Origin of the sequence: Hymenobacter sp. BT730, from assembly GCF_030542105.1 — a bacterium.
Classification (GTDB): domain Bacteria; phylum Bacteroidota; class Bacteroidia; order Cytophagales; family Hymenobacteraceae; genus Hymenobacter.
Genome location: NZ_JAUOFB010000001.1, coordinates 1,494,724 through 1,514,951 on the forward strand (window position 1 = coordinate 1,494,724; position 20,228 = coordinate 1,514,951).

The 20,228-nt window shown below is 56.3% G+C and carries 19 protein-coding genes; 1 reads left to right on the plus strand and 18 read right to left on the minus strand.

The genetic code is table 11. The annotated features are described in order from the left end of the window. Window positions 1-23: 23 nt before the first annotated feature. The 7 genes from Q4G72_RS06455 to Q4G72_RS06485 all read right to left on the minus strand — a co-directional run bounded on the left by Q4G72_RS06455 (window position 24) and on the right by Q4G72_RS06485 (window position 8,724). Window positions 24-2,111, minus strand: coding sequence for a beta-N-acetylhexosaminidase (locus tag Q4G72_RS06455; RefSeq protein WP_303310582.1), 2,088 nt, complete (start codon window positions 2,109-2,111; stop codon window positions 24-26). A gap of 87 nt (window positions 2,112-2,198) precedes the next feature. Further along, window positions 2,199-3,551 carry a DUF58 domain-containing protein gene (locus tag Q4G72_RS06460; protein WP_303310583.1) on the minus strand — a complete coding sequence of 451 codons (1,353 nt, stop codon included), beginning with the start codon at window positions 3,549-3,551 and terminating at the stop codon, window positions 2,199-2,201. A 48-nt stretch (window positions 3,552-3,599) separates the two neighbouring features. After that, on the minus strand, window positions 3,600-4,661 hold the full coding sequence (locus tag Q4G72_RS06465; RefSeq protein ID WP_303310584.1) for an AAA family ATPase: 1,062 nt from the start codon (window positions 4,659-4,661) through the stop codon (window positions 3,600-3,602). Window positions 4,662-4,673: 12 nt separating this feature from the next. Beyond that, complete coding sequence (locus Q4G72_RS06470; RefSeq protein WP_303310585.1) at window positions 4,674-5,975, minus strand: DUF4350 domain-containing protein; 1,302 nt, start codon at window positions 5,973-5,975, stop codon at window positions 4,674-4,676. Beyond that, window positions 5,975-6,760, minus strand: coding sequence for a DUF4129 domain-containing protein (locus tag Q4G72_RS06475; RefSeq protein WP_303310586.1), 786 nt, complete (start codon window positions 6,758-6,760; stop codon window positions 5,975-5,977). Before Q4G72_RS06475 ends, Q4G72_RS06470 begins: the two co-directional genes overlap by 1 nt. 28 nt (window positions 6,761-6,788) lie before the next feature. Further along, window positions 6,789-7,745, minus strand: coding sequence for a hypothetical protein (locus Q4G72_RS06480; protein ID WP_303310587.1), 957 nt, complete (start codon window positions 7,743-7,745; stop codon window positions 6,789-6,791). A gap of 25 nt (window positions 7,746-7,770) precedes the next feature. After that, window positions 7,771-8,724, minus strand: coding sequence for a stage II sporulation protein M (locus Q4G72_RS06485; RefSeq protein ID WP_303310588.1), 954 nt, complete (start codon window positions 8,722-8,724; stop codon window positions 7,771-7,773). Between the two features lie 179 nt (window positions 8,725-8,903). On the opposite strand from Q4G72_RS06485, the gene Q4G72_RS06490 reads away from it, so the two are divergent. Then, the gene (locus tag Q4G72_RS06490; RefSeq protein ID WP_303310589.1) at window positions 8,904-9,623 is read left to right on the plus strand and encodes an RDD family protein; all 720 of its coding nucleotides are present in this window, start codon (window positions 8,904-8,906) and stop codon (window positions 9,621-9,623) included. 92 nt (window positions 9,624-9,715) lie between these two features. Here the strand turns inward: Q4G72_RS06490 and Q4G72_RS06495 are convergent, their stop codons facing one another. The 11 genes from Q4G72_RS06495 to Q4G72_RS06545 form a co-directional block, all read right to left on the minus strand. After that, window positions 9,716-10,438, minus strand: coding sequence for an SDR family oxidoreductase (locus tag Q4G72_RS06495; RefSeq protein ID WP_303310590.1), 723 nt, complete (start codon window positions 10,436-10,438; stop codon window positions 9,716-9,718). Between the two features lie 161 nt (window positions 10,439-10,599). Further along, on the minus strand, window positions 10,600-11,235 hold the full coding sequence (locus tag Q4G72_RS06500; protein ID WP_303310591.1) for an energy transducer TonB: 636 nt from the start codon (window positions 11,233-11,235) through the stop codon (window positions 10,600-10,602). A 217-nt stretch (window positions 11,236-11,452) separates the two neighbouring features. Next, complete coding sequence (locus Q4G72_RS06505; protein ID WP_303310690.1) at window positions 11,453-12,997, minus strand: bifunctional GNAT family N-acetyltransferase/carbon-nitrogen hydrolase family protein; 1,545 nt, start codon at window positions 12,995-12,997, stop codon at window positions 11,453-11,455. 306 nt (window positions 12,998-13,303) lie between these two features. Further along, window positions 13,304-13,960, minus strand: coding sequence for a 3-oxoacid CoA-transferase subunit B (locus Q4G72_RS06510; RefSeq protein ID WP_303310592.1), 657 nt, complete (start codon window positions 13,958-13,960; stop codon window positions 13,304-13,306). A gap of 23 nt (window positions 13,961-13,983) precedes the next feature. Beyond that, window positions 13,984-15,291, minus strand: a complete 1,308-nt coding sequence (locus Q4G72_RS06515) for a serine hydrolase domain-containing protein (protein WP_303310593.1) — start codon at window positions 15,289-15,291, stop codon at window positions 13,984-13,986. A gap of 57 nt (window positions 15,292-15,348) precedes the next feature. After that, complete coding sequence (locus Q4G72_RS06520) at window positions 15,349-16,056, minus strand: CoA transferase subunit A (protein ID WP_303310594.1); 708 nt, start codon at window positions 16,054-16,056, stop codon at window positions 15,349-15,351. A 219-nt stretch (window positions 16,057-16,275) separates the two neighbouring features. After that, entirely contained in the window at window positions 16,276-17,229 is a 954-nt protein-coding gene (locus Q4G72_RS06525) for a bifunctional riboflavin kinase/FAD synthetase (protein WP_303310595.1), read from the minus strand. Window positions 17,230-17,233: 4 nt separating this feature from the next. Next, window positions 17,234-18,094 (minus strand): tRNA pseudouridine(55) synthase TruB, encoded by an 861-nt coding sequence (truB, locus tag Q4G72_RS06530; RefSeq protein WP_303310596.1) that lies wholly within the window; start codon window positions 18,092-18,094, stop codon window positions 17,234-17,236. After that, on the minus strand, window positions 18,091-18,882 hold the full coding sequence (locus Q4G72_RS06535) for an undecaprenyl-diphosphate phosphatase (protein ID WP_303310597.1): 792 nt from the start codon (window positions 18,880-18,882) through the stop codon (window positions 18,091-18,093). Before Q4G72_RS06535 ends, truB begins: the two co-directional genes overlap by 4 nt. Continuing rightward, a complete protein-coding gene (locus Q4G72_RS06540; RefSeq protein WP_303310598.1) occupies window positions 18,883-19,191 on the minus strand; it encodes a DUF3098 domain-containing protein in 309 nt (102 codons plus the stop codon). It abuts the gene before it with no gap. 76 nt (window positions 19,192-19,267) lie between these two features. Beyond that, window positions 19,268-20,161 (minus strand): cell division protein FtsX, encoded by an 894-nt coding sequence (locus Q4G72_RS06545; RefSeq protein WP_303310599.1) that lies wholly within the window; start codon window positions 20,159-20,161, stop codon window positions 19,268-19,270. Between the last annotated feature and the right edge of the window lie 67 nt (window positions 20,162-20,228).

Consider the following 20,228-nt stretch of genomic DNA (forward strand, 5'->3'; position numbering starts at 1 on the left):
GGGGCTATTTATTTAAAGTGGGATTATTGACTTAACAGGCGTTTGATAGGCTCCACAACCACCAGTTCCGTTTGCCCGGCTGGCGCCTTGGCGGCATCCAGTTGCTTTTGCAAGGGGGTAAGCCAGCCTACGGGGGGCTGCTGATCTTTCTCCAATTGCGCCAGTCGAAGGAGGCCCAATGAGGCCACCTGGGCCAGATGAGTAGAAAGCGGGGCGTACTCGCGCAGGCTGGGAGATGTTTGCAGTAGCGGCTGCACGCGCACCTCGTTTAGCTGCCAGGTTTGCAGCTGGCTGCGCAGGCTATTGAACAATCGGCGGGTAGTGGCGGTGCGGGGAAGCTTGCCTTGGTTGGCTTTTATTAATGCCAGCAGGCTATCCACCTGCACCCCAAACTGCCGGGCTTTTTCTGATTCGGCGGGGGCAGCGTCTACCAGGCGGTTTAGTGGGGTTTGGGGCGTGTAGATGAAGCCCTGGAAATGCCGCTTATACTCTTTCACAGGCTCCAGCACTTCGGCCAGGGTACGTAAGGGCGTGACATCGGGAGAGCCAGCCAGCTGTTGCAAGAGCTGTTCCGGAGCCTGACGGTGTTGTAGCCCCAGGTTTTCCAGCTGAGCTGATACGGCGGCCAGGCGGCGGTACATATCGGGTACATCGGTCACCGTGCTGGCAGACCACAGGCGCTCCGCTACGGCGGCGGCTCGGGGCCAGATGCGGCTATCAATGATATTGGAATCGGCAAACTCGGCCCACATGGTGGCCTCACCGCCCAGAATCAGTTTCTTCTGCGCTTCCGTGAGCGGGGCGTCAACCGGTAGCGGGTCAGTAAGGTAGTGGGAGGCGGCGGAGAAGTTCAGGTCCAGGTAATACCCATTGGAGAGCAGGGCCGGGTGACCCTCTTTGACAGCATCGAAAAGGCCCTTCTTGCCGCGCCAGCTTTGAATCACAGCATCAGGCGGCAGCCCCGGACCCAGAATTTCGTCCCAGCCAATCATCTTCTTGTTGTACTTCTGCACAATGGTCAGCACCCGGCGGTTGAACTGGGTCTGAAGCTGGTGCTTATCGGGCAGGCCTTTGGGGGTGAGCATGCCTTGCGCGCGCATGTACTGAGCAATGCGCGGGTTGCGCCGCCACTGCCGCCCATCGTTCTCGTCGCCGCCAATATGGAAATACGGGTCGGGAAACAGCTGCGTCATCTCCGCAAACAGGGAGTCGATAAAGCTATAGGTGGTTTCGCGGGTAGGGTCGAGGGCAATATTGGAGGTGCGAAAGCTCTGATAGGGCGTGTAAACGGTATCAATAGAAGCCAGGCGCGGGTAGGCTACCAGCCAGCTGGTGGTATGGCTAGGTACATCAAACTCCGGAATTACCCGAATGCCCCGCGCGGTGGCATAGTCCAGTACTTCCTGAATCTGGGCGCGGGTGTAGAAGCCGGGCGTAGTGCTGCCGGCCTGATGCAGGCGCGGAAACACGCGGCTTTCTACCCGAAAGGCCTGATCATCGGTGAGGTGCCAATGTAGCACGTTCAGCTTCACGGCGGCCATGGCATCCAGGTTGCGCTTGAGCACGGGCACCGGCATAAAGTGCCGGGCGGCATCAATCAGCAGCCCGCGCCACGCAAAGCGGGGACGGTCGTGAATATCGGCCTCCGGGAAATAGAAGGTCTTTTTCTCTACAGTGAGCAGCTGCTGCAACGTAGCCAGCCCGCGCAGAATGCCCAGGCTGGTGGGCGCTTCCAGCACCACGCCAATCGGCGTGACGCGCAAGGTGTACGACTCATCTTCGCCCAACATTACTTTGCCAGAGCGGCCATACCGGATGCTCAGCTCGGTGGGCTGGGTAGGCTGACTTTGGGCAAAGGCCAGGCTCGGGCGCCCGGTGCGCTCAATCAGCCAGAAATTGAAGCGCTGCACCGCGGCCGTTACGGCAGAATCAGCGGGGCTGGCGGGGAGCAGCACGCGCCAGTGCTGCTTTACCACAAAACGGCCTTTGCCCCATTTCAGCTCGGCGGGCACCGGCATTAGGTTGCGGGTGGCCGCAGGCTGTGCCTGCAGTAGAAAGACCGGAAAAAGGAAAAGCAGCGAAAGAGCAAAGATGCGGAGGCGCAGAAGCATAGGCTACACAAGGGAACAGAAGCGCTGAAAGATACGGGACAGCGCGGTTTTGGGTAGCCCTTCGAACTTCATGCCAGCCTGCCGGGCTTAAATCAGCCCCCGGGCCTTAAACTCCAGATACCGGTTGATGGTATTGGCCGTGAGGTGCTGCGGGGCGGTGAGCAGGGCATGAATGCCATAGCGCTGCAGCTCCAGTACAATCTGCCGCTTCTCCTGCGCAAACTGCTCGGCAATAGTCTGGTTGTAAACGTCTTCGGTAGATTGCGAGGGGGTATTCAGAAACTGATGCAGCTCGGTGTTTTCAAAAAATACGACCAGCAACAGGTGGTCTTTAGCCAGACGGCGCAGGTAGGGCAGCTGCCGTTGCAGACCGTTCAGGGTTTCGAAATTGGTGAAAAGAATCAGCAGGCTGCGCTGCCGGATTTTGGCCCGCACGGTGGCGTACAGAAGCTCAAAATCTGTTTCCAGGTACTTGGTTTTCTGTCGGTACAGTATCTCCAGCAGCTTAAGCATATGGCCGCTACGGCGGTCGGCGGGCAGCATGGCGCCGGGGCGGTTGGAGAAGGTAAACAGGCCGGCTCTGTCGTGCTTGAGCAGGGCAATATTGCTGACCACCAGCGTGGCATTAATGGCATAATCCAGCAGGCTCAGGCCTTCGAACGGCATGCGCATTACCCGGCCCTTATCAATCAGGCAATACACCTGCTGGGCGCGCTCATCCTGGAAATGGTTCACCACCAGGGCATCGGTGCCGCCAGTGCCGGCACGGCGGGCCGTGGCTTTCCAGTTGATGGCGCGTGGGTCGTCGCCGGGCACGTAGGGACGCACCTGCTCAAACTCCATGCTGTGCCCCACCCTTCGAATGCGCTTCACGCCCACATCGGTGAGGCGGTTGTGAATGGCCAGCAGTTCGTACTGGCGCATCTGCAGGAAAGAGGGGTACACCGGTACCGTCTGGTTCTGACTAAAGCGAAAACGCCGCCGCACCAGCCCGATAGGCGAGGCTACATACACGTGCACGGCCCCAAACTGGTATTCGCCGCGCTTCACGGGGCGCAGTTGATAGTGAATGGTCTGGGTTTCGCCGGCGGCCAGGCTTACCCGAAACAGCACATCGCGCCGCTGAAACTGATGCGGAATCTCATCAATGGTTTCGGTTTGAATGGGAAACCGGTAGTGATTTTCGAGGTAGATGGCTACGTCATTGTCGGAGCCATTGGCCAGCTTCTCACCCATCACACGCCGCCCGAATACCTGTCCCGCGCCGTTAGAGCCCGGCAGGTACAGCAAGGCCACGTCCAGCAAAGCCAGCAGTACTACCAGCCCCAGCGCCAATTGTATGGGCGCCAGCAGCACGGGCCAGAAAAACGCTACCACCAGCCCGGCTATTAGAGAGGCCAGCAGCAGGAAAAGGCGCTTAGTGAGGAAAAAGGACGTCAAGAGCCAGAAAGCAAAGCGGGTGAGAAAGCAGAATCGAGCGGCTACAACCTAGCGGGGTACTTCAATCTGCTGCAGAATCAGCTTCACTACTTCATCGGGCGTGGTGCCTTCCATCTCGCGCTCTGGTGTGAGCAGGATGCGGTGGCGCAACACGGCCGGGGCCAGATACTGGACATCTTCGGGCGTCACAAAGTCGCGGCCCCGCAGGGCGGCCAGGGCTTTGGCACCGTTCAGCAATGCCAGAGAGGCACGGGGAGAAGCGCCCAGATACAGAGACTTGTGCGCCCGCGTCTGGCCTACAATGCGGGCAATGTATTCCAGCAGTTTGGGCTCCACGTGCTGCTGCTGAACCTGCTGCCGTAGTTGCGCCACCTGCTCAGCCGTAAGCACAGCCTGTACCGCCGAGAGCATAGCGCTGCCCCGGCCCGCATGGTGGCCCTGCAGAATGGTGACTTCCTCCTCCGTGGAGGGGTAACCAATGTGGATCTTGAATAAGAAGCGGTCCAGCTGGGCCTCCGGCAGGCGGTAGGTGCCTTCCTGTTCTACCGGGTTTTGAGTGGCCAGCACCATAAAGGGCTCCTGCATGGTGTAGGTCACGCCATCCTGCGTCACGTGGTGCTCTTCCATCACCTCAAACAGCGCCGACTGCGTCTTAGCTGGCGCTCGGTTGATTTCGTCAATCAGCACTACGCTGGCGAAAATGGGACCGGGCCGGAATTCAAACTCTGCTTTGTTAGGCCGATAAATGGAAGTGCCCAGCACATCGGAAGGCATCAGATCCGGGGTGAACTGAATGCGGCTGAAAGGTACATCCAGGGTGCGGGCCAGGAGTTTGGCCGTAAGAGTTTTGGCTACGCCCGGCACGCCTTCCAGCAACACGTGGCCATTGGCCAGAATAGCCGTCAGCAGCAGCTCAATCAATTCCTGCTGGCCTACAATGATGCGCCCCAGTTCCTGCCGGATGGCGGTAGCAGCAGTTTGCAGCTGGTTGAAATCGGTGCGGGAGCCAAAGGAAGTTTCCGTTTTATTAGTAGATGCCAGTTCGTTTTCAGGAAGCGCCGACGGAATCGTGGTTGAATCAGTGTCTGGGGAGGAGAAATCAGAAGTCATAGAGGAAATAAGTTAACGGGCATCGCGCCGGAAGGCGGCCAAAGAACGGCTGAGCAGCAGCAGTTGCTGGTCGGTGACGGTGGGGGCCGTGCGGGCAAAGTGAATCCGACGAATCAGCTCGTCGATACGGGAGCGGGGCATGCCGGCTTTCTGAGCCAGCCGCTCCCGGAAGGCTTCGTCGTTGAGGTCGGTGGAGGTTTCCTGGAAGCGGGTGCGCAGGAACTCCAGGAATAGATTGATTTTTTTCTCGGCGATGCGCTCATGGTTGCCGCCCTGCTGGTACAGGGAGGCTACGGTGCGGGTGAACAGCAGCGTGGTGTTGGGCAGGGGCTTGAGCACTGGAATAACGCGCTGCCGACGGCGGGCTTCAATCACTACAAACAGAAGCGCGCTGACCAGCAGCAGATAATAGGCCCAGCGCAGGGCATCGTGCGCCATCAATACCCGCAGCAAAGACTGCTCGCCTAAGGGGCCCTGTTTCTGGTATTCGTCCCACCATACCGCCTGGTTGCTGGGTAGGTAGGAAAGCGCCGCAAATGCCAGGTTATGAGTACGTGGTTGCAACACAAAGTAATTGGTGAAGGCCTGCGGAAGCGTGCAGATAAAGAATGCGCCTCGGCCGTGCGGAATGCGCACCAGCACGGGTTGTCCGTCCGCGGCCGCCGCCAACTGGGTAGCACCTGCCAAGGTGCTATCGGGCTGAATGCGGTAGGACGCCCCCAACTGCGGCAGGTAAAACGCTGCCCCCGCTGCCCGCCGCAGGCCAGCATTAGTGAAATGGATGGAGACAGAATCAGCAAGCCAGTCCTGGGGTGTGCCCTTTTTGAACTGTATGTTGCCTGCTATAGCGGCTGTAGTAAAGCCAAGCGTATCCTGAAACGTCTTGCTAAACTCCTCGGCGGCAATAAATACCTGATTGCCTTGCGCTACATGCCGCAGTAAGGCGCGGCTGTCTGTCGGACTGATGCTGAAATCCTTGTTAATGAATAAATAAGTAGCCTTCGCAGTGGGCGGTAAAGCGGGCTCGGTAGGTGCCGGAGTGGCTTTTGAGGAATCCAGCACTTGTGCAGCCTCGGTCGGAGCGTTACCGTAGAGCTGCGTATAGACCGGAACGCGCACGGCAGTTACTTCCCGCTGATTCACCTGCATTAGCTCGGGCAGCAGGTCGTAGAGCACATAGGTGCCGTAAGGAATCTTGTCTTTGTTCTGGTAGGTAGGGGTCCAGTCTAGGGGCTTGGGGCGGTAGTACTCCACGGTTACATAGGCCGCAAACAGCGCCGTGAGCCCCAGCAAATACCAGCGAAAAGTCGTCATCAGGCGGCGCGGTTACTAGTCAGCTGATGGAGAAAGCCCAGGCGGGCCGTGCGGACCAGCGCATACTGCTCGGCGGTGAGCGGCTGCTCACCATACCAGGCGTACTCAAACTGTCGGGTCAGCTCCTGGAAACCGGCGCGCAGCTGAGTGGTGGTAAGCTCCGTTAGATAATCGTGGTTGGTTTTGTCCGGTTGCCACTGAATCAGGCTGCGGTCCGTGAGCTGTTTGAGGACGAACAAGTAGCCCAGCCGCACTGCCAGGCGGTAGTTTCCTTTAGCTTCCGCTTCTGTGAGCAAAGCGGTGAAATCCAAGGCATGGATATTCTCCGTGGTGGTATCGTAAGCCAGCGCCGCCCGCTTGGGTGCTCTGCCAAAGGCCTTCGTCACATCTACCTGCAGCAGCTTTAATACCGCAAATACCAGCGCCGCAACCATGAAGGCATATACGCCATACTTCCAGGTGATACGGCCCACAGGGGTGCGCAACAACTCCTGTAGCCAGTTTGCCAGCCGCTGCCAGAACCGGTCCCAGGCGTTTTGCTCACTTTTTATCTGGATATACTGAAAGGCGCGCTGGCGCCGAAACTCCCGCAAACGAGCCGCCCTTGGCTTCCGCAGAATAACCGCCGACTGGTCGGCGGGCAGGCTGTAGATAGGGGCAGGAGTGGGCGCCTTGCCGGAAGCAAGGGGAAATCCACCGGCCAGCAGCCATAGCAAGCACAGCAGACACAGCCCTTTGGCTGATCTACGGTTTGTTAAGCCCGGAATGGCGGATTGGTATAGCACAAAAAGGAGAATTGGACAGGCGGAGAGGTTAGTATTCGCCTTCGTCGTCGGCGCGGTAATAAGTGTTAGCGACTATCGGCGCATTGGTTTGGCCCAGCGCCTCAACCTGTAGGTACATGCCCCAGCCTTCGCGCTTTTCTACCAGGTTAAAGTATTGGAATACTAGGGCGGTAAGCGGAATGGCATAAGTAACCATTAGCCCCATCACATAAATGCACTGGGCTATAACGCCCAGAACATCGGATTCCAGCCCGGGTACTTTCATCATTTTGCCGATGAGAACTGCATACTGCGGCAGGGCAAATACAAATACCAATAACACCTGTAGTATGCTGATGACCATGTACAGCCCGAAGGTAGACCACCAATGGCCATACGTAAGGCGGAAGCTGCGTTGCAATGCGCTGATTACGTTGTCATCTTCCAGCCAGAGCAGCGGATAGAACAGGGTCAGGGGTACAAACAGGTACATGAAGATGAACATAACCGGTATGGACATCATGGGGTGTATTTTCATCAAAAGAAAGCCCAGCCCTAATACCATCACTCCAAAAACTGCCCCTACCAGAAGAAAGCCCAGAAAAACCCGACCGAGCTTTGCTACAATGTTCTTCCAGACCAACCGGGGCGTTACCGTTTGTTCCGGCGGCAATGCCATCCGCAGGCTGATGTAGCCATACAAGGTGCCCAAGAGCAGAATCATTGCCGATAGACCACCCAACACTATAAGAGCAATGCCCAACACAGAAAAGGCCGGCTGCACAGTAGGAACGCCATTTTTAGCGTTAGCCAGCTGGTTCCAGGTGGCATTTGTGAACAAGCCCATGCCTACGCCCATCAAAAGCGCCGCCGGCAGCACAAAATAGACAAAACACTTGCCCAGCGGGCGCCAGTGGGCTTTTAGGAACTCAAACGTGGCACTAATCTTCGCTCCAAAGTCCCGCTCCTGCCGAAAATCGATTTCCTGAGTAAAGGTTGATTGCATAGAAAAGCTGTAAAGAATAAAGTCGTTAAGAAGTGAGGTTTTTTTGACGGGCCAGCCGGTAAGGGTACACCACAAAATACCACCCAATGAAAGCGGCCGAAGTTCCAATAATGGCCAGGCTGGCAGCCATAGGCATTTCGGTGTGGCGGGTAACGAATCCTTCCAGAAAGCCCGCTACTATGAAAATGGGAACCAGCCCAATGGCCAGCTTCAGTCCGTCGCGGGCACTCTGGCGGAAAGCGTGGGCGCGGGAATAGGTGCCCGGAAACAGCATGCCCCGCGCCATCACCAGCCCAGCCCCGCCGGCCAGAATAATGGCCGATATTTCCAGCGTGCCATGAATCCAGATGGTGAGCAGGGAGGGCAGGAGTACCCCTTTCTGGTAGAAAAAGTATTGAAAGGAGCCCAGCATCAGGCCATTGCGGAAAAGGGCAAACACCGTTCCCAGCCCCAGCGTGGCGCCCAGAGCATAAGTCATCAGGGCCACATTAATGTTATTGGCCGTGATGAAGAGAAACATAGGTGTTTCGCTCTGTCCTTTATACACGGCCATTGGGTCGCCTTTGGCAATGTTTTCCAGGGTGCTGTTTACATAGGCGTCGCCCAGCACCACGCGCACAAAGGAATCATCGTAAGCGGCAGAAAGCGCGCCCAGGAGCGTGCAAAGCACGAAAATGGCCAAAGACCAGGCCAGCGTATGATGGTGCCGGGCTACCAACAACGGCAGTTCCCGCCGCCAGAACAATCCGAACCGGTGCGTATGCTCGGGCTTGTTCTTATATAAGTGCTGGTGCAGCTTGCCGGTAAGGTCGTTGAGATATTGGGTGGTAGGCGAGGCCGGATAGAACGTCTGGGCATAAGCCAGGTCGTCGGTTAGCTCAATGAATCGTGCTGCCAACTCATCAGGGGAGCCAGGGGGCGCAGTTTCATAGTGCCGCCATTTAGCCTCATTCTGCCGCAGAAATACTGCTTCACGCATAAAATCAACCCCAAAAACAAGGATAAGTCACGCAGGATAAAGAAACCAAAGGAGGCTCCAGAGCAAATATAGAGGGTTTATAGCAGGCTTCAGGGGTGGAGATTGTAATTTTTGAAGCTGATTTAACTTCTGTAAGTTGCAGTACTTTTCCTTGTATATCTGTCTAGTTATTAGCCGCAATGAGTACTATTCGTGTTCACACTACCCAAAACGTTTCGCTGGAGTATGAAGTAGCCAGCGTAGGCGACAGAATTGTAGCCTGTATTATTGATAACCTGATTCTATTTGGCTGGATTGGCCTGCTGGGACTGGGCCTTACCCTGGCCAAAATCAATGGCACAACTTTGGTCATCATAATGGTCATCTTTGCCGGCCTGCCTTTTGTGTTCTACAACCTGGCTTGTGAGGTATTGCTGAATGGCCAAAGCCCGGGCAAAAAGGCCCGCAATATCAAAGTTATTCGGCTGGATGGTGCCCGCCCCGGGATAGGTGACTATTTGCTGCGCTGGCTGCTGCGCATTGTCGATATGGGCATGTTCAGCGGGGCCGTGGCCGTTATGGTGGTGCTGTTGAACGGCAAAGGGCAGCGCATTGGCGACTTAGCCGCTGGTACCAGCGTAGTGAACACCAGCCTACGTCGCGACAATCCACTGTCGCCTATCAGCCCGATTGAAGGGTACCAGGTAGTATTCCCGCAAGCGGCCCTGCTCGCTGACCACGATGTGGCTACCCTGCGGGTACTTCTTCACAAAGCGGTAGCCCGGGAGAATTATATGCTGCTGAATAAGGCGGCCAACAAAGTGAAAGAGTTGACTGGTGTGCACACCGATTTACAGGACGAGTCCTTTCTACATACCATCATCCGCGACCATGCTCATTTGGCCGCCACTCACGGATAAAACTTATATAGCGTCTGTTAAAAAAAAGCGGAGACAAGCCTGATGGCCTGCCTCCGCTTTTTGCTTTAGCTGATTCTAGGTTTACTTAATACTTACCACGGCACCGGCTCACCGCGCCAAGTCACGAAGCTCCCGTTTTCCTCCGCGTGCAGCTGCTCGGCCAAGCGAATAATACCTTTGGCCGAATCGGAAGGAGGCAGGGCGGCGCTGGAGCCGCCCATATCCGTCCGTACCCAGCCGGGGTCTACCAGGATACAAATCAGGCCCATGTTGCCAATTTCGGCGGCTAGGGCGCGCATATACATGTTGAGGGCGGCTTTGCTGGCGCTATAGTGGTAGGGGTCGCCGGAGGCTTTCCACGTGAGAGAGCCCAGGCCTGAGGACAGGCTGATAATACGGCCTTTCTTGCCGGCTCTCAACAAACCTAGAAACTCCTGCGAAACCAGCAACGGGCCAATAGCATTGGTTTTCATTACGGATACGGCATCCTCAACCGTGAGTGCGCCCAGCCGCTGGGAAGCAGCCTGCCCATCGGCCCCAGCGCCGGGGTAAATACCGGCGTTGTTGATCAACACCTCCAGGCCATCGGTAACGGCTTCTACCGCTCTGCGGGCCGCATTGATGGAAGCCGGGTCGGTAACGTCGAGGGCAACCAGGGTCAGCCGGTCGGGGTATTGTGCACGCAGGGCGCGCAGCTCAGTAGCCGAATCGGGCGTGCGGCTAGCGGCAAACACTTGGTCGCCGCGCTCCAGGTATTGGCGGGTAAGCTCCAGGCCAAGGCCCCGGTTAGCGCCTGTGATGAAGATACGTTTCATAGGGGGGGATCGGTATCAGTTAGTAAAAAAAGCCAAGGATATCGGCCCCGAAGTTTAGTCAATAAAAGCTAACCCAGCCGAAACCCAGCATTGATGAAAGGAAAAACCAAGCGTTGTCCTCTTATGCCTGGCAACTGTTCGGAGCTTGGTTTTGGTTAAAATTATGGTTTGGGTAAGGGGGAAGTGCCACTTTTGCGTTCAATACCCAAGGCCGTGACGACCACGTGGTCGACAAAGTGCACGTTTTTACCGGCAGTTAGTGCCTCCATTTCCTTGTCTGACTCTTTCCTGCGCTGCTCGGAGCCAACCATGCGAAACGTAACCATGAGGTAGAACCGGGCAGGGACTGGCTTGCCCCGGTAAATAGCCGGAATCCAGACGTTGAAATTATCCCGCAGGGCCTTCCAGGCTTCTTCGTCGCAGGCGGGCGAGAGGCCATTTTCAATCAGAAAGTCCTGGGCCTGTCCGGTGGGCGTTACAATATAGGAGATGAGCACCGTGCCCTCCGTTCCTGATCTGAGGGCTGCGGATGGGTATCGGATGCTCTGGCCAATCTGGGCTAAATCATGTTCCCGGCTGCCCAGCAGGCGCGGTGCTCTCATTGGCCGCACCAGCTGCCAGGTGGTATCTACTTTAAGCCAGTAGCGCGTGGTATCCGGCCGTATATAAATTATCCGGCTTGAGTCATAGTCGAAGGTGAGTTCGGTCTTGCCGTTGTAATCAATATACTCCCACACCCCCACCGGCCGATTGGCGGCAAGCTTCCCCTTTTCGAATTGATTCTTCCCAGGTTTCATTTTGGGAGGCTGGGCGTACCCCCGTAACGTACTTAATAAGCAGAAAGCAAGTAGAAGTAACCTCATAGGTACCGAACAGAATAACGATGTATAGAGAATTCAAAAGTAGCCAGTATTTACAACTGTTAAGCTTATCCATTCGCGTCAACAAAAGAACCCCTACCCGAAGCTAATTGGCTAGCTTCGGGTAGGGGTTCTTGCTGAGCAAACCTCGGTTTTACCCGGCCGCAATAGCCTTGCGCTTGGTTACCCGAGGATGACGCTCCTCGCTACCCTGGGCCAGCAGTTCCTCGTCGCGGTCCGACTTTTTCACGGTCCAGCTGAGCGAGTAAAGGTCCTTGCGCCGGTCACGGAGGTTACGCACGGCCCCGCTGGTATTCAGATCCTTGAGCAGGTCCAGGTCCAGGTCAGCAATGAGGGTCATTTCCGTATTGGGGGTGGCTTCGGCCACGATGGCATCGTGGGGGAAGGCAAAGTCTGAGGGGCTGAACACGGCACTCTGCGAGTACTGAATGTCCATGTTTTCTACGCGGGGCAGGTTGCCGACTGAGCCGGTAATGGCCACGTAGCACTCGTTTTCAATGGCCCGGGCCTGGGCGCAGATGCGCACGCGCTGGTAGGCGTTTTTGGTATCGGTCCAAAACGGCACGAACAGGATTTTCACGCCCTCATCAGAAAGCATGCGCGCCAGCTCGGGGAACTCCACGTCGTAGCACACCAGAATGCCAATTTTGCCGAAGTCAGTGTCGAAGCACTTCAGCTTATCGCCGCCGCGCATGCCCCAGTAGGAGGCTTCGTCGGGGGTTACGTGCAGCTTGTACTGCTCATCTACCGTACCGTCACGGCGGCAGAGGTAGGCCACGTTGTGCAGCTTACCATCCTCATACACCGGCATAGAGCCGGCCACAATATTGATGTTATAGCTCACGGCCAGCTCCATCATCTTCGCCTTGATAGGCTCGGTGAAGGCCGCCATAGCCCGAATAGCTACCGAAGGCGAATCCTCGTTGGTGAGGGCCATGAGCGGGGCGTTGAAGAATTCCGGGAACATCACGCAGTCAGACTTATAGCCCGACACGGTATCCACGAAAAACTCAATCTGCTGCAGCAAGTCTTCCAGGGAGCGGGTAGCGCGCATCTGCCACTGTACAATGCCAATGCGCACGTTGCTCTTCGTGTTACCGATGAGCTTGTCTACATCCTCATCGTAGTACACGTTAATCCACTCCAGCAGCGTGGCAAATGCCTTGGACTCGGAGTCGTAGGGCAGGTAGCCGCGAATGATTTTGCGGACATAGAAGTCGTTGGAGAGCTGGAAGGTGAGGATGGGGTCGGTGATTTCCTTGTTACGCACCATCTCCACATACTTGGCGGGCGTCATTTCATTGGCATACGCTGCGTAGCCGGGAATACGGCCGCCGGCCACCATAGCGCGCAGGTTCAGGTTCTCGCACAGCTCTTTGCGGGCGTCGTACAAGCGGCGGCCCAGGCGCAAACTGCGGTATTCCGGGTCCACGAACACGTCCACGCCATAGAGCGTGTCGCCATCGGAGTTATGGGTGTCAAACTTACCAAGGCCGGTTATTTTGGCGTACGTGTGCCGGTCGCCGAAATCGGAATACTGCACAATAATGGCCAGGGCGGCGGCTACCACCATGCCATTATCTTCGATGCAGATCTGTCCCTCGGGAAATTTGCGCAGCAGGTTATTGTATTCGTCCTGCGCCCAGGCGCCTTCCATATTGGAATACACCTTGTCCATAATGTCGCGCACAGCTTTATAGTCACTGCGGCGTAGGGTGCGGAGTACCAGCTTGTGGGCCGGTACTGCTGTGGGCGTAAGCCGCTCAAGCGGAGCCGGTTTGCCGGGCGAACCTTGTTTTTTGGCGAGGCCGCCCGCTTTGGAACTGGAAGAAGACATAAGAAAAGTTGAAAACGAAGTTTGCTCAAAGGTACGGCGTCAGTGGGCCTTACGTTGGGCTTGTCAGAAAAGGGCAAAAGCAATCCGCCCGATTCAGAGGCTGAAACGGGCAGAAGTACAACAACTATCCAAGAGAAAAGGTCAGCCTTAGAGCACCATTTCGGGCACGCCGCCTTCCGGTATCACCAGCTTGCCGGCCGTAGCGGCCTGAATCTGCTCTACGGATACGCCCGGTGCCCGCTCGCGCAGCACAAAACCATCGGGCGTGATATCCATTACGGCCAGCTCGGTTACTACTTTCTTCACGCAGCGCAAGCCGGTAATAGGCAGGGTGCAGTCGGTTAGTAGTTTGCTGCTGCCATCTTTGGCTACGTGCTGCATGGCCACAATAATGTTCTTGGCCGAAGCTACCAGGTCCATGGCGCCGCCCATGCCTTTTACCATTTTGCCGGGAATCTTCCAGTTGGCAATGTCGCCGCGCTCCGAGACTTCCATGGCGCCCAGAATGGTCAGATCCACGTGCTCCCCGCGAATCATCCCAAAGGAGTCGGCGGAGGAAAAGAGGCTGGAACCGGGCAGGGTGGTAACGGTCTGTTTACCGGCATTGATAAGGTCAGGGTCTACTTCGGCATCAGTAGGGAAGGGGCCCATGCCCAACAGGCCGTTTTCGCTTTGCAGCACCACATTAATGCCGGTGGGAATGTAGTTGGCTACCAGCGTAGGAATGCCAATACCCAGGTTTACGTAGTAGCCGTCGCGCACTTCCTGCGCTATTCGTTTGGCAATGCCGTGTTTATCTAACATATGGGTGGGAGAGAAGAGCGAATTTATTTTCCGGATTCAGCTGTGGGCGGCACTACTGCCTGCCGCACTTGCTGTTTGAATTTGCCGGCCAGGTCCTCGGCCGTCGTATTCGGGAATTTCTGGGTGTACAGGAGGGCTACGATTTTGAGCTTGGGGTCTACCCAATACGTGGTGCCAAAAATGCCGCCCCATTCATAAGAACCTTCGGACAGCCCGCCTTTATCGGCCCACTTAGCTGGAGTGATGCTGAAGCCCAGGCCAAACTTATTCTGGCCCTGGTCAAGGGCACCAATCTGGTTGGTGGTCATGAGGTGTACAGTAGCCGGCTTCAGCAAGCGGCGGCCGTTATATTCGCCCTCATTCAGCAGCATTTGCAGGAAAACGGCGTAGTCATCGATAGTGGAAGATAGGCCAGCCCCACCCGAGAAATAGGTGCCCGCCGCTTTGGGATAGTCGGGCGTCATGCCGTTTTGCGGGCGCATTTTCACCGGAGTTTTGTTGGCGCCATCCTCTATGTAGAGTTCTACTAACCGCGCCTGCTTGGCGGCAGGTAAGTAAAAGTAGGTGTCGCGCATGCCCAAGGGCTCAAAAACGCGCGTCCGGAAGAACTGATCTAAGGGCTGTTTGGCAAGTACCTCAATCAGGCGCCCCAGTACATCTATACTCAGGCCATAGGTAAATTGCTCGCCCGGCTGATGCATCAGCGGCAAGGCGCCCAGCCTATTCATGGCCGCAGCCAGCGTGTCGCCTGGCGTACCAATGCCGCTGGGGATATGCGCTTTTGCATAAATAGCGCAAGCTTCCTTGGAACCAATGACAGGGTAGCTGATTCCCGAAGTATGCGTGAGCAGCTGCCGGATGGTTATTTCCGATTTGGCCGGTACCGTAGTGTACGTGGAGTCTTTCTCGTTGAAAGTAGCCAGCACTTTAGGGTTCCGAAATGCCGGTAGGTATTTCGAGATGGGGTCATCGAGCTGCAATTTGCCTTCATCGTACAGCAGCATTACGCCCACACTGGTAACAGCCTTGGTTTGGGAAGCAATACGAAAAATAGCATCGGGCCGAAGCGCCGTTTTCGTGCCCAGGTCGTCCAGCCCAAATGCTTTCCGATAGATAACCTTACCATTCTGCGCCACCAGAGCCACGGCACCGGGTACGCGGTTTGCGGCCGTGTACTCGCGTAACAGGTTGTCCAATCCTGCTGCCTTCTTGGGGCTAACAGTAAGGGTGCGGACCTTAGGCTGCTTAGGGGCCGCTGGTGCCAAGGTTTGGGCAAAAGCGCCGCCGCAAACCAAGTAGCTAAGCAGACCGAGGGTTATCCTGTTTATCATTTTCACACCAGAGGTAGAGCTTATGAATAGAGCCAGAAAGCAGATTGGCTCCTCTGGTTAACCAGCAGCAACTGCCCGCACGGTACGCTGCTCAATGCGCTTCTCGTAGTTTTTGCCCTCAAAAATGCGCTGCACAAAAATGCCGGGCGTGTGAATCTCATTGGGGTCCAGCTCGCCGGCTGGCACCAGCTCTTCTACTTCGGCTACCGTGATTTTGCCGGCTGTGGCCATCATGGGGTTGAAGTTGCGCGCCGTGCCTTTGTAGATGAGGTTACCGGCCGTGTCGCCCTTCCAGGCTTTTACAAAGGCATAATCAGCCTTCAGCCAGGTTTCCATCAAATACATTTTGCCATAGAACTCGCGGCTTTCCTTGCCTTCACCTACCTCGGTGCCATAGCCGGCCGGCGTAAAGAAAGCCGGAATACCCGCGCCGCCCGCGCGGATGCGCTCTGCCAGCGTGCCCTGCGGAATCAACTCTACTTCCAGCTCGCCGGAAAGTAACTGGCGCTCAAACTCCGCATTCTCGCCCACATAGCTGGAAATCATCTTCTTTACCTGCTTGGTTTGCAGCAGAAGCCCAATGCCAAAGTCATCGACGCCGGCATTGTTGCTGATGCAGGTAAGCTCGCGCACGCCCCGGCGCAGCAATTCCTGAATGGCGTTTTCGGGGATACCGCACAGGCCAAAGCCGCCGAGCATCAGCGTCATGCCGTCCTCAATGCCCTGCAGGGCCGCCTGAGCATCGGCTACAACTTTATTGATCATGGATGGGTGGTAAGGTTGGGAGCGGAAAGGTAATTAGAAGTGGGATATGAGCCAGCAGAAGTGCTAACCCACCCATAATAACACTGTCATCCTGAGCTTGCGAAGGACCTTCTCACGTTAGCACGAGTCGTTGTTACGATTATCGTTCATTGGTGAGAAGGTCCTTCGCAAGCTCAGGATGACAGTTTTTGGGAGTGAAATTTTGAGCGAGTAAATAAGCTAACCGCCAATCAAATGCTGGCGGGCAGCCTGGGCATCCAGCGCAAGCTGCGCTTTCAGGGCTTCCATGCCTTCAAACTTCTGCTCCTCGCGCAGGCGAGCCACAAAATCCACAGTCAGGGGTTGGTCGTAAAGGTCGCCATCGAAGTCAAGCAGGTGCGCTTCCACCGTCTGGGTGACGTCGCCGCCCACGGTAGGGCGCACGCCAATGTTGAGCATGGCGGGGTGGTGGGTGCCGGCTGCGGTAGTTGCCATTACGGCGTAAACGCCGCGGGCTGGCACCAGCTTCAGGGGTTCCTGGGGCTCAATGTTGGCGGTGGGCCAGCCGATAGTGCGGCCCAATTGCTTGCCACGCACTACAATGCCCGTGAAAGGATAGTAATAGCCCAGGTGGCGGTGGGCCGTTTGCACATCACCGGCCTGCAAAGCCTTCCGAATGCGGGTGCTGCTTACGCCCACCGCATCTACATCTTCGCGCGGAATCTCCTCCACCTCCATGCCATACCGGTCGGCATTCTGGCTGAGGTATTCAAAGCTGCCTTCGCGGTTTTTACCGAAGCGGTGGTCGTAGCCGATAACCAGCTTTTTAGTGCCTACGGTCTGCAGCAGAATCTGCTGGATAAACTCTTCCGAGGTAAGCTCCGCAAACTCCCGGGTGAAGGGGACAATCAGGAGGTAATCTACGCCGTACTCACGCAGTTTCTCAATCCGCTCGTCCAGGGTATTAAGCAGGTGCAAATCCAGAGGCTGCGGGTGCGAAAGCGGCGGCGCCAGCACCAGGCGGGGGTGCGGCCAATAGGTAATCACCACCGAAGGGCCACCACTCTGTCGGGCTACTTCCAGCAGCCGGTGCAGAATCTTCTGGTGCCCCAGATGCACGCCATCGAACGTGCCGCTGGTAACCACGGCCTGGCCGAGAAACGGAAACTGCGCGGGGTCCCGAACGACTTGCATATGCTTAGGAGTTGGAGGCGGTTGAATCCAGATCAGTAGAAGGCTCAGTACTTGGTGTAGCGGCCTGCTGAGCAGCATAATATTCCAGACCGGCCCGGACTGGGCGGGGGCGGTTGCCCCGCTCTGAGCGTGGACGGGCATTTTCGGCGCCCGCCGGCCGGGGTGGGGCCAGGGCCTGAATCTGCTCCATGTTCAGGGCATCTTCCAGCCGATACTCCCCAATACGGGTACGTACAAGTTTAGTCAGGTGCGCGCCGCAGCCCAAGGCTGCGCCAAAGTCGCGGGCCAGGCTGCGGATATACGTGCCTTTGGAGCATACCACCCGAAAATCTACTTCCGGCAGCGCAATGCGCGTCAGCTCAAAGGCTTTAATATCGATTTGCTTGGACTTGATTTCGGCCTCTTCGCCGCGACGGGCTACTTCGTAGGCGCGCTCTCCATTCACCTTCACCGCCGAAAACAGGGGCGGCGTTTGTTGGATTAAGCCCACAAACTGCTCGGTGGCAGCGTGTAGTTCGGCCTCCGTGAGGTGCTGATAAGGCAACTCGGCATCCACAGGCGTTTCCAGGTCGAAGCTCGGGGTGGTATGGCCCAGGCGGAAGGTGCCGGTATACTCTTTTTCCTGTGCCTGAATCAGGTCAATCTGCTTGGTTTTCTTGCCGGTGCATAGAATCAGCAGGCCCGTGGCCAGTGGATCCAGCGTGCCCGCATGGCCGATTTTCTTGATGCGCAGGGTGTTTTTTACTTTGCGCACCACATCAAACGAAGTCCAGGTCAGGGCCTTGTCAAGCAGCAGCACTTCACCAGCTTCAAAATCGAAGCCAGTGGCAGGCGTAAGGCCGGAATCAGGAAGGTGCGTGCTCATATCAGCTTCAGGTTGATGCCCAGACCCAGCATAATCAGAATGACGACGCCAACTAGAATACGGTAGAAACCGAAAGCACGGAAACCGTAGCGGGTAAGAAAATTTACAAAAGAGCGCACCGCCAGCATGGCCACCGCAAATGCTACGGCGTTGCCAAACAGCAGCATCTTCAGCTCCGCTATAGAAAGCGGGTTTGATTTATAGCCTTTCAGCAGCTGATACCCCGTGATAACCACCATAGTAGGCACGGCCAGCAGAAAGGAGAAATCAGCTGCCGAACGCCGGTCGAAGCCCTGCGCCAAGCCACCCAAAATAGTAGCCGCAGAGCGGGATACGCCCGGAATCAGGGCAATGCACTGGTACAAACCAATACGAAACGCCTGCTTATACTTAGGCATGGAAACGTAGTGGGGCTTCTTGTTCTTAAACATCTGGTCTACGAACAGCAGCACGATGCCTCCCAGCACCAGGGCCCAGGCTACTACCGCTACGCTTTTCAGCAGCTGCTCAATAACATCCTTCAGCAGGAAACCCAAAAAGCCAAAAGGCAGAAACGCCACGGCCAGCTTCATGTAGAAACCGGTGCTCTGCAAAAACCGCCGCCAGTACAGCACTACCACCGAGAGGATAGCGCCCAGCTGAATACCCGTAATGTAGGTTTCCGTGTAAGGCAATTGGCCAATCCCCAGCAGATTGGCTACGATAACCATGTGACCCGTGCTGGAAACGGGCAAAAACTCCGTGAGCCCCTCGACCACGGCGAGGAGCAACGCGTGCCAATAATTCATTTAGGAGCGCTTGTAAGTAGGGCGAGGTGCCGCAACGGGCGCAACAGGCTGAGAATTTTCAAGCGTGGCCGTGGCGGAAGGGGCAGTGGTTTCTGCTACCGGCACGTTGTCGGATTTGGCCATAATGGCGAAAAACTCGACTATAAAACCGGCTACAAGCAACAGGGGCCCCAGCGTAATGCCCAGGAAGCCTTCGCCATAATCGGCGGTATCCAGCGTCATGGTGATAAAGCCGGCCGCCAGCAGCGCCAGGCCCAGCAGCATCAGTCGGTAGTTGCGCCGCCCAAAGGCGAATTTAGTAGCAGCCATGAGGTCGTAATTCAGGGGGTGTAATTCGTTTTGTACGAGTGCTGTTCAGCGAGTGATGGGGCAAACAGGCACGAAATTAATACAGCTCATCCAGCGACATGCCCAGGTATTTGCGCACGGCCCGGTAGGAGCTGATAAAACCAATAAAGCTGCCCAGCGCCACCAGAATCAACAGCAGCACTATCAGCAGGCGCTCGTCGCGCAGTAGGCGCAGCTCGTCTACTTCCAGGTAAGCATACTGCAGCAGTGCCAGCAGCAGCAGTGAGGCCAGCACACCACTCACAAAGCCCTGCCAGGTGGCCCGCCGCAGAAAAGGCCGCTGAATAAAGAAGGACGTTGCGCCCACCAGCTGCATACTCCGAATGAGGAAGCGCTGCGAGAACAAAGCCAGCTTAATGGTATTGTTGATGAGCACCACCACCACAAAGGTGAGCACGGCCGCAAAGCCTAATAGGATCAGGCTAAGCTTGCGCACATTCTCATTAATGGAAGTAATCAGGCTTTGTACATACTGCACCTCAAACACGCCGGTTTCCGCTTTCAGCTCCTGCTCTACCTGGTGCAGATGCTCCGTATCTGAGTATTCCGGGTTGATTTTCAGGATATAGGCGTCGCGCAAGGGGTTGTCACCCAGAAACTGCTGGAAGTCCTCGCCGGTCTGCTCCACAAACTGCTTGGCCCCTTCTTCTTTGGAAAGGAACCGCACCTGCGGCCGGTTGTCGCGGTAAGCAATAAAGGGCTTACTGGAGAATGTTTGCTGCAGGCGCAGCAACTGCGCCTCGGGCAGGTCACGCTCCAGATACACCTGCATTTCAATGTTTTCCTTCACTACCTCTGAGAGCTTATGCGCGTGCAACAGCAGCAGCCCAAACAGCCCGATGACCAGCAAGGCCAGCGTAATGCTGAACACCACCATGGCGTGCGGATAATTGCCAAGCTTCTTTTTGCGGGTAGGACGGGCTGGAGGCATAGGGGGCAAAGGTAGCTTTCAGTTGCCAGTTGTGAGTTGCCGGTTAGGAGTTTTTCCGGTTTTCACC

What these genes read in the sequence shown, in the direction of transcription:
- Q4G72_RS06455 (WP_303310582.1), bottom strand. Translation starts at nt 2,111, where the DNA reads ATGCTTCTGCGCCTCCGCATCTTTGCTCTTTCGCTGCTTTTCCTTTTT.
- Q4G72_RS06465 (WP_303310584.1), bottom strand. Translation starts at nt 4,661, where the DNA reads ATGACTTCTGATTTCTCCTCCCCAGACACTGATTCAACCACGATTCCG.
- Q4G72_RS06470 (WP_303310585.1), bottom strand. Translation starts at nt 5,975, where the DNA reads ATGACGACTTTTCGCTGGTATTTGCTGGGGCTCACGGCGCTGTTTGCG.
- Q4G72_RS06480 (WP_303310587.1), bottom strand. Translation starts at nt 7,745, where the DNA reads ATGCAATCAACCTTTACTCAGGAAATCGATTTTCGGCAGGAGCGGGAC.
- Q4G72_RS06485 (WP_303310588.1), bottom strand. Translation starts at nt 8,724, where the DNA reads ATGCGTGAAGCAGTATTTCTGCGGCAGAATGAGGCTAAATGGCGGCAC.
- Q4G72_RS06490 (WP_303310589.1), top strand. Translation starts at nt 8,904, where the DNA reads ATGAGTACTATTCGTGTTCACACTACCCAAAACGTTTCGCTGGAGTAT.
- Q4G72_RS06495 (WP_303310590.1), bottom strand. Translation starts at nt 10,438, where the DNA reads ATGAAACGTATCTTCATCACAGGCGCTAACCGGGGCCTTGGCCTGGAG.
- Q4G72_RS06500 (WP_303310591.1), bottom strand. Translation starts at nt 11,235, where the DNA reads ATGAAACCTGGGAAGAATCAATTCGAAAAGGGGAAGCTTGCCGCCAAT.
- Q4G72_RS06505 (WP_303310690.1), bottom strand. Translation starts at nt 12,997, where the DNA reads ATGGACAAGGTGTATTCCAATATGGAAGGCGCCTGGGCGCAGGACGAA.
- Q4G72_RS06510 (WP_303310592.1), bottom strand. Translation starts at nt 13,960, where the DNA reads ATGTTAGATAAACACGGCATTGCCAAACGAATAGCGCAGGAAGTGCGC.
- Q4G72_RS06515 (WP_303310593.1), bottom strand. Translation starts at nt 15,291, where the DNA reads ATGATAAACAGGATAACCCTCGGTCTGCTTAGCTACTTGGTTTGCGGC.
- Q4G72_RS06520 (WP_303310594.1), bottom strand. Translation starts at nt 16,056, where the DNA reads ATGATCAATAAAGTTGTAGCCGATGCTCAGGCGGCCCTGCAGGGCATT.
- Q4G72_RS06525 (WP_303310595.1), bottom strand. Translation starts at nt 17,229, where the DNA reads ATGCAAGTCGTTCGGGACCCCGCGCAGTTTCCGTTTCTCGGCCAGGCC.
- truB (WP_303310596.1), bottom strand. Translation starts at nt 18,094, where the DNA reads ATGAGCACGCACCTTCCTGATTCCGGCCTTACGCCTGCCACTGGCTTC.
- Q4G72_RS06535 (WP_303310597.1), bottom strand. Translation starts at nt 18,882, where the DNA reads ATGAATTATTGGCACGCGTTGCTCCTCGCCGTGGTCGAGGGGCTCACG.
- Q4G72_RS06540 (WP_303310598.1), bottom strand. Translation starts at nt 19,191, where the DNA reads ATGGCTGCTACTAAATTCGCCTTTGGGCGGCGCAACTACCGACTGATG.
- Q4G72_RS06545 (WP_303310599.1), bottom strand. Translation starts at nt 20,161, where the DNA reads ATGCCTCCAGCCCGTCCTACCCGCAAAAAGAAGCTTGGCAATTATCCG.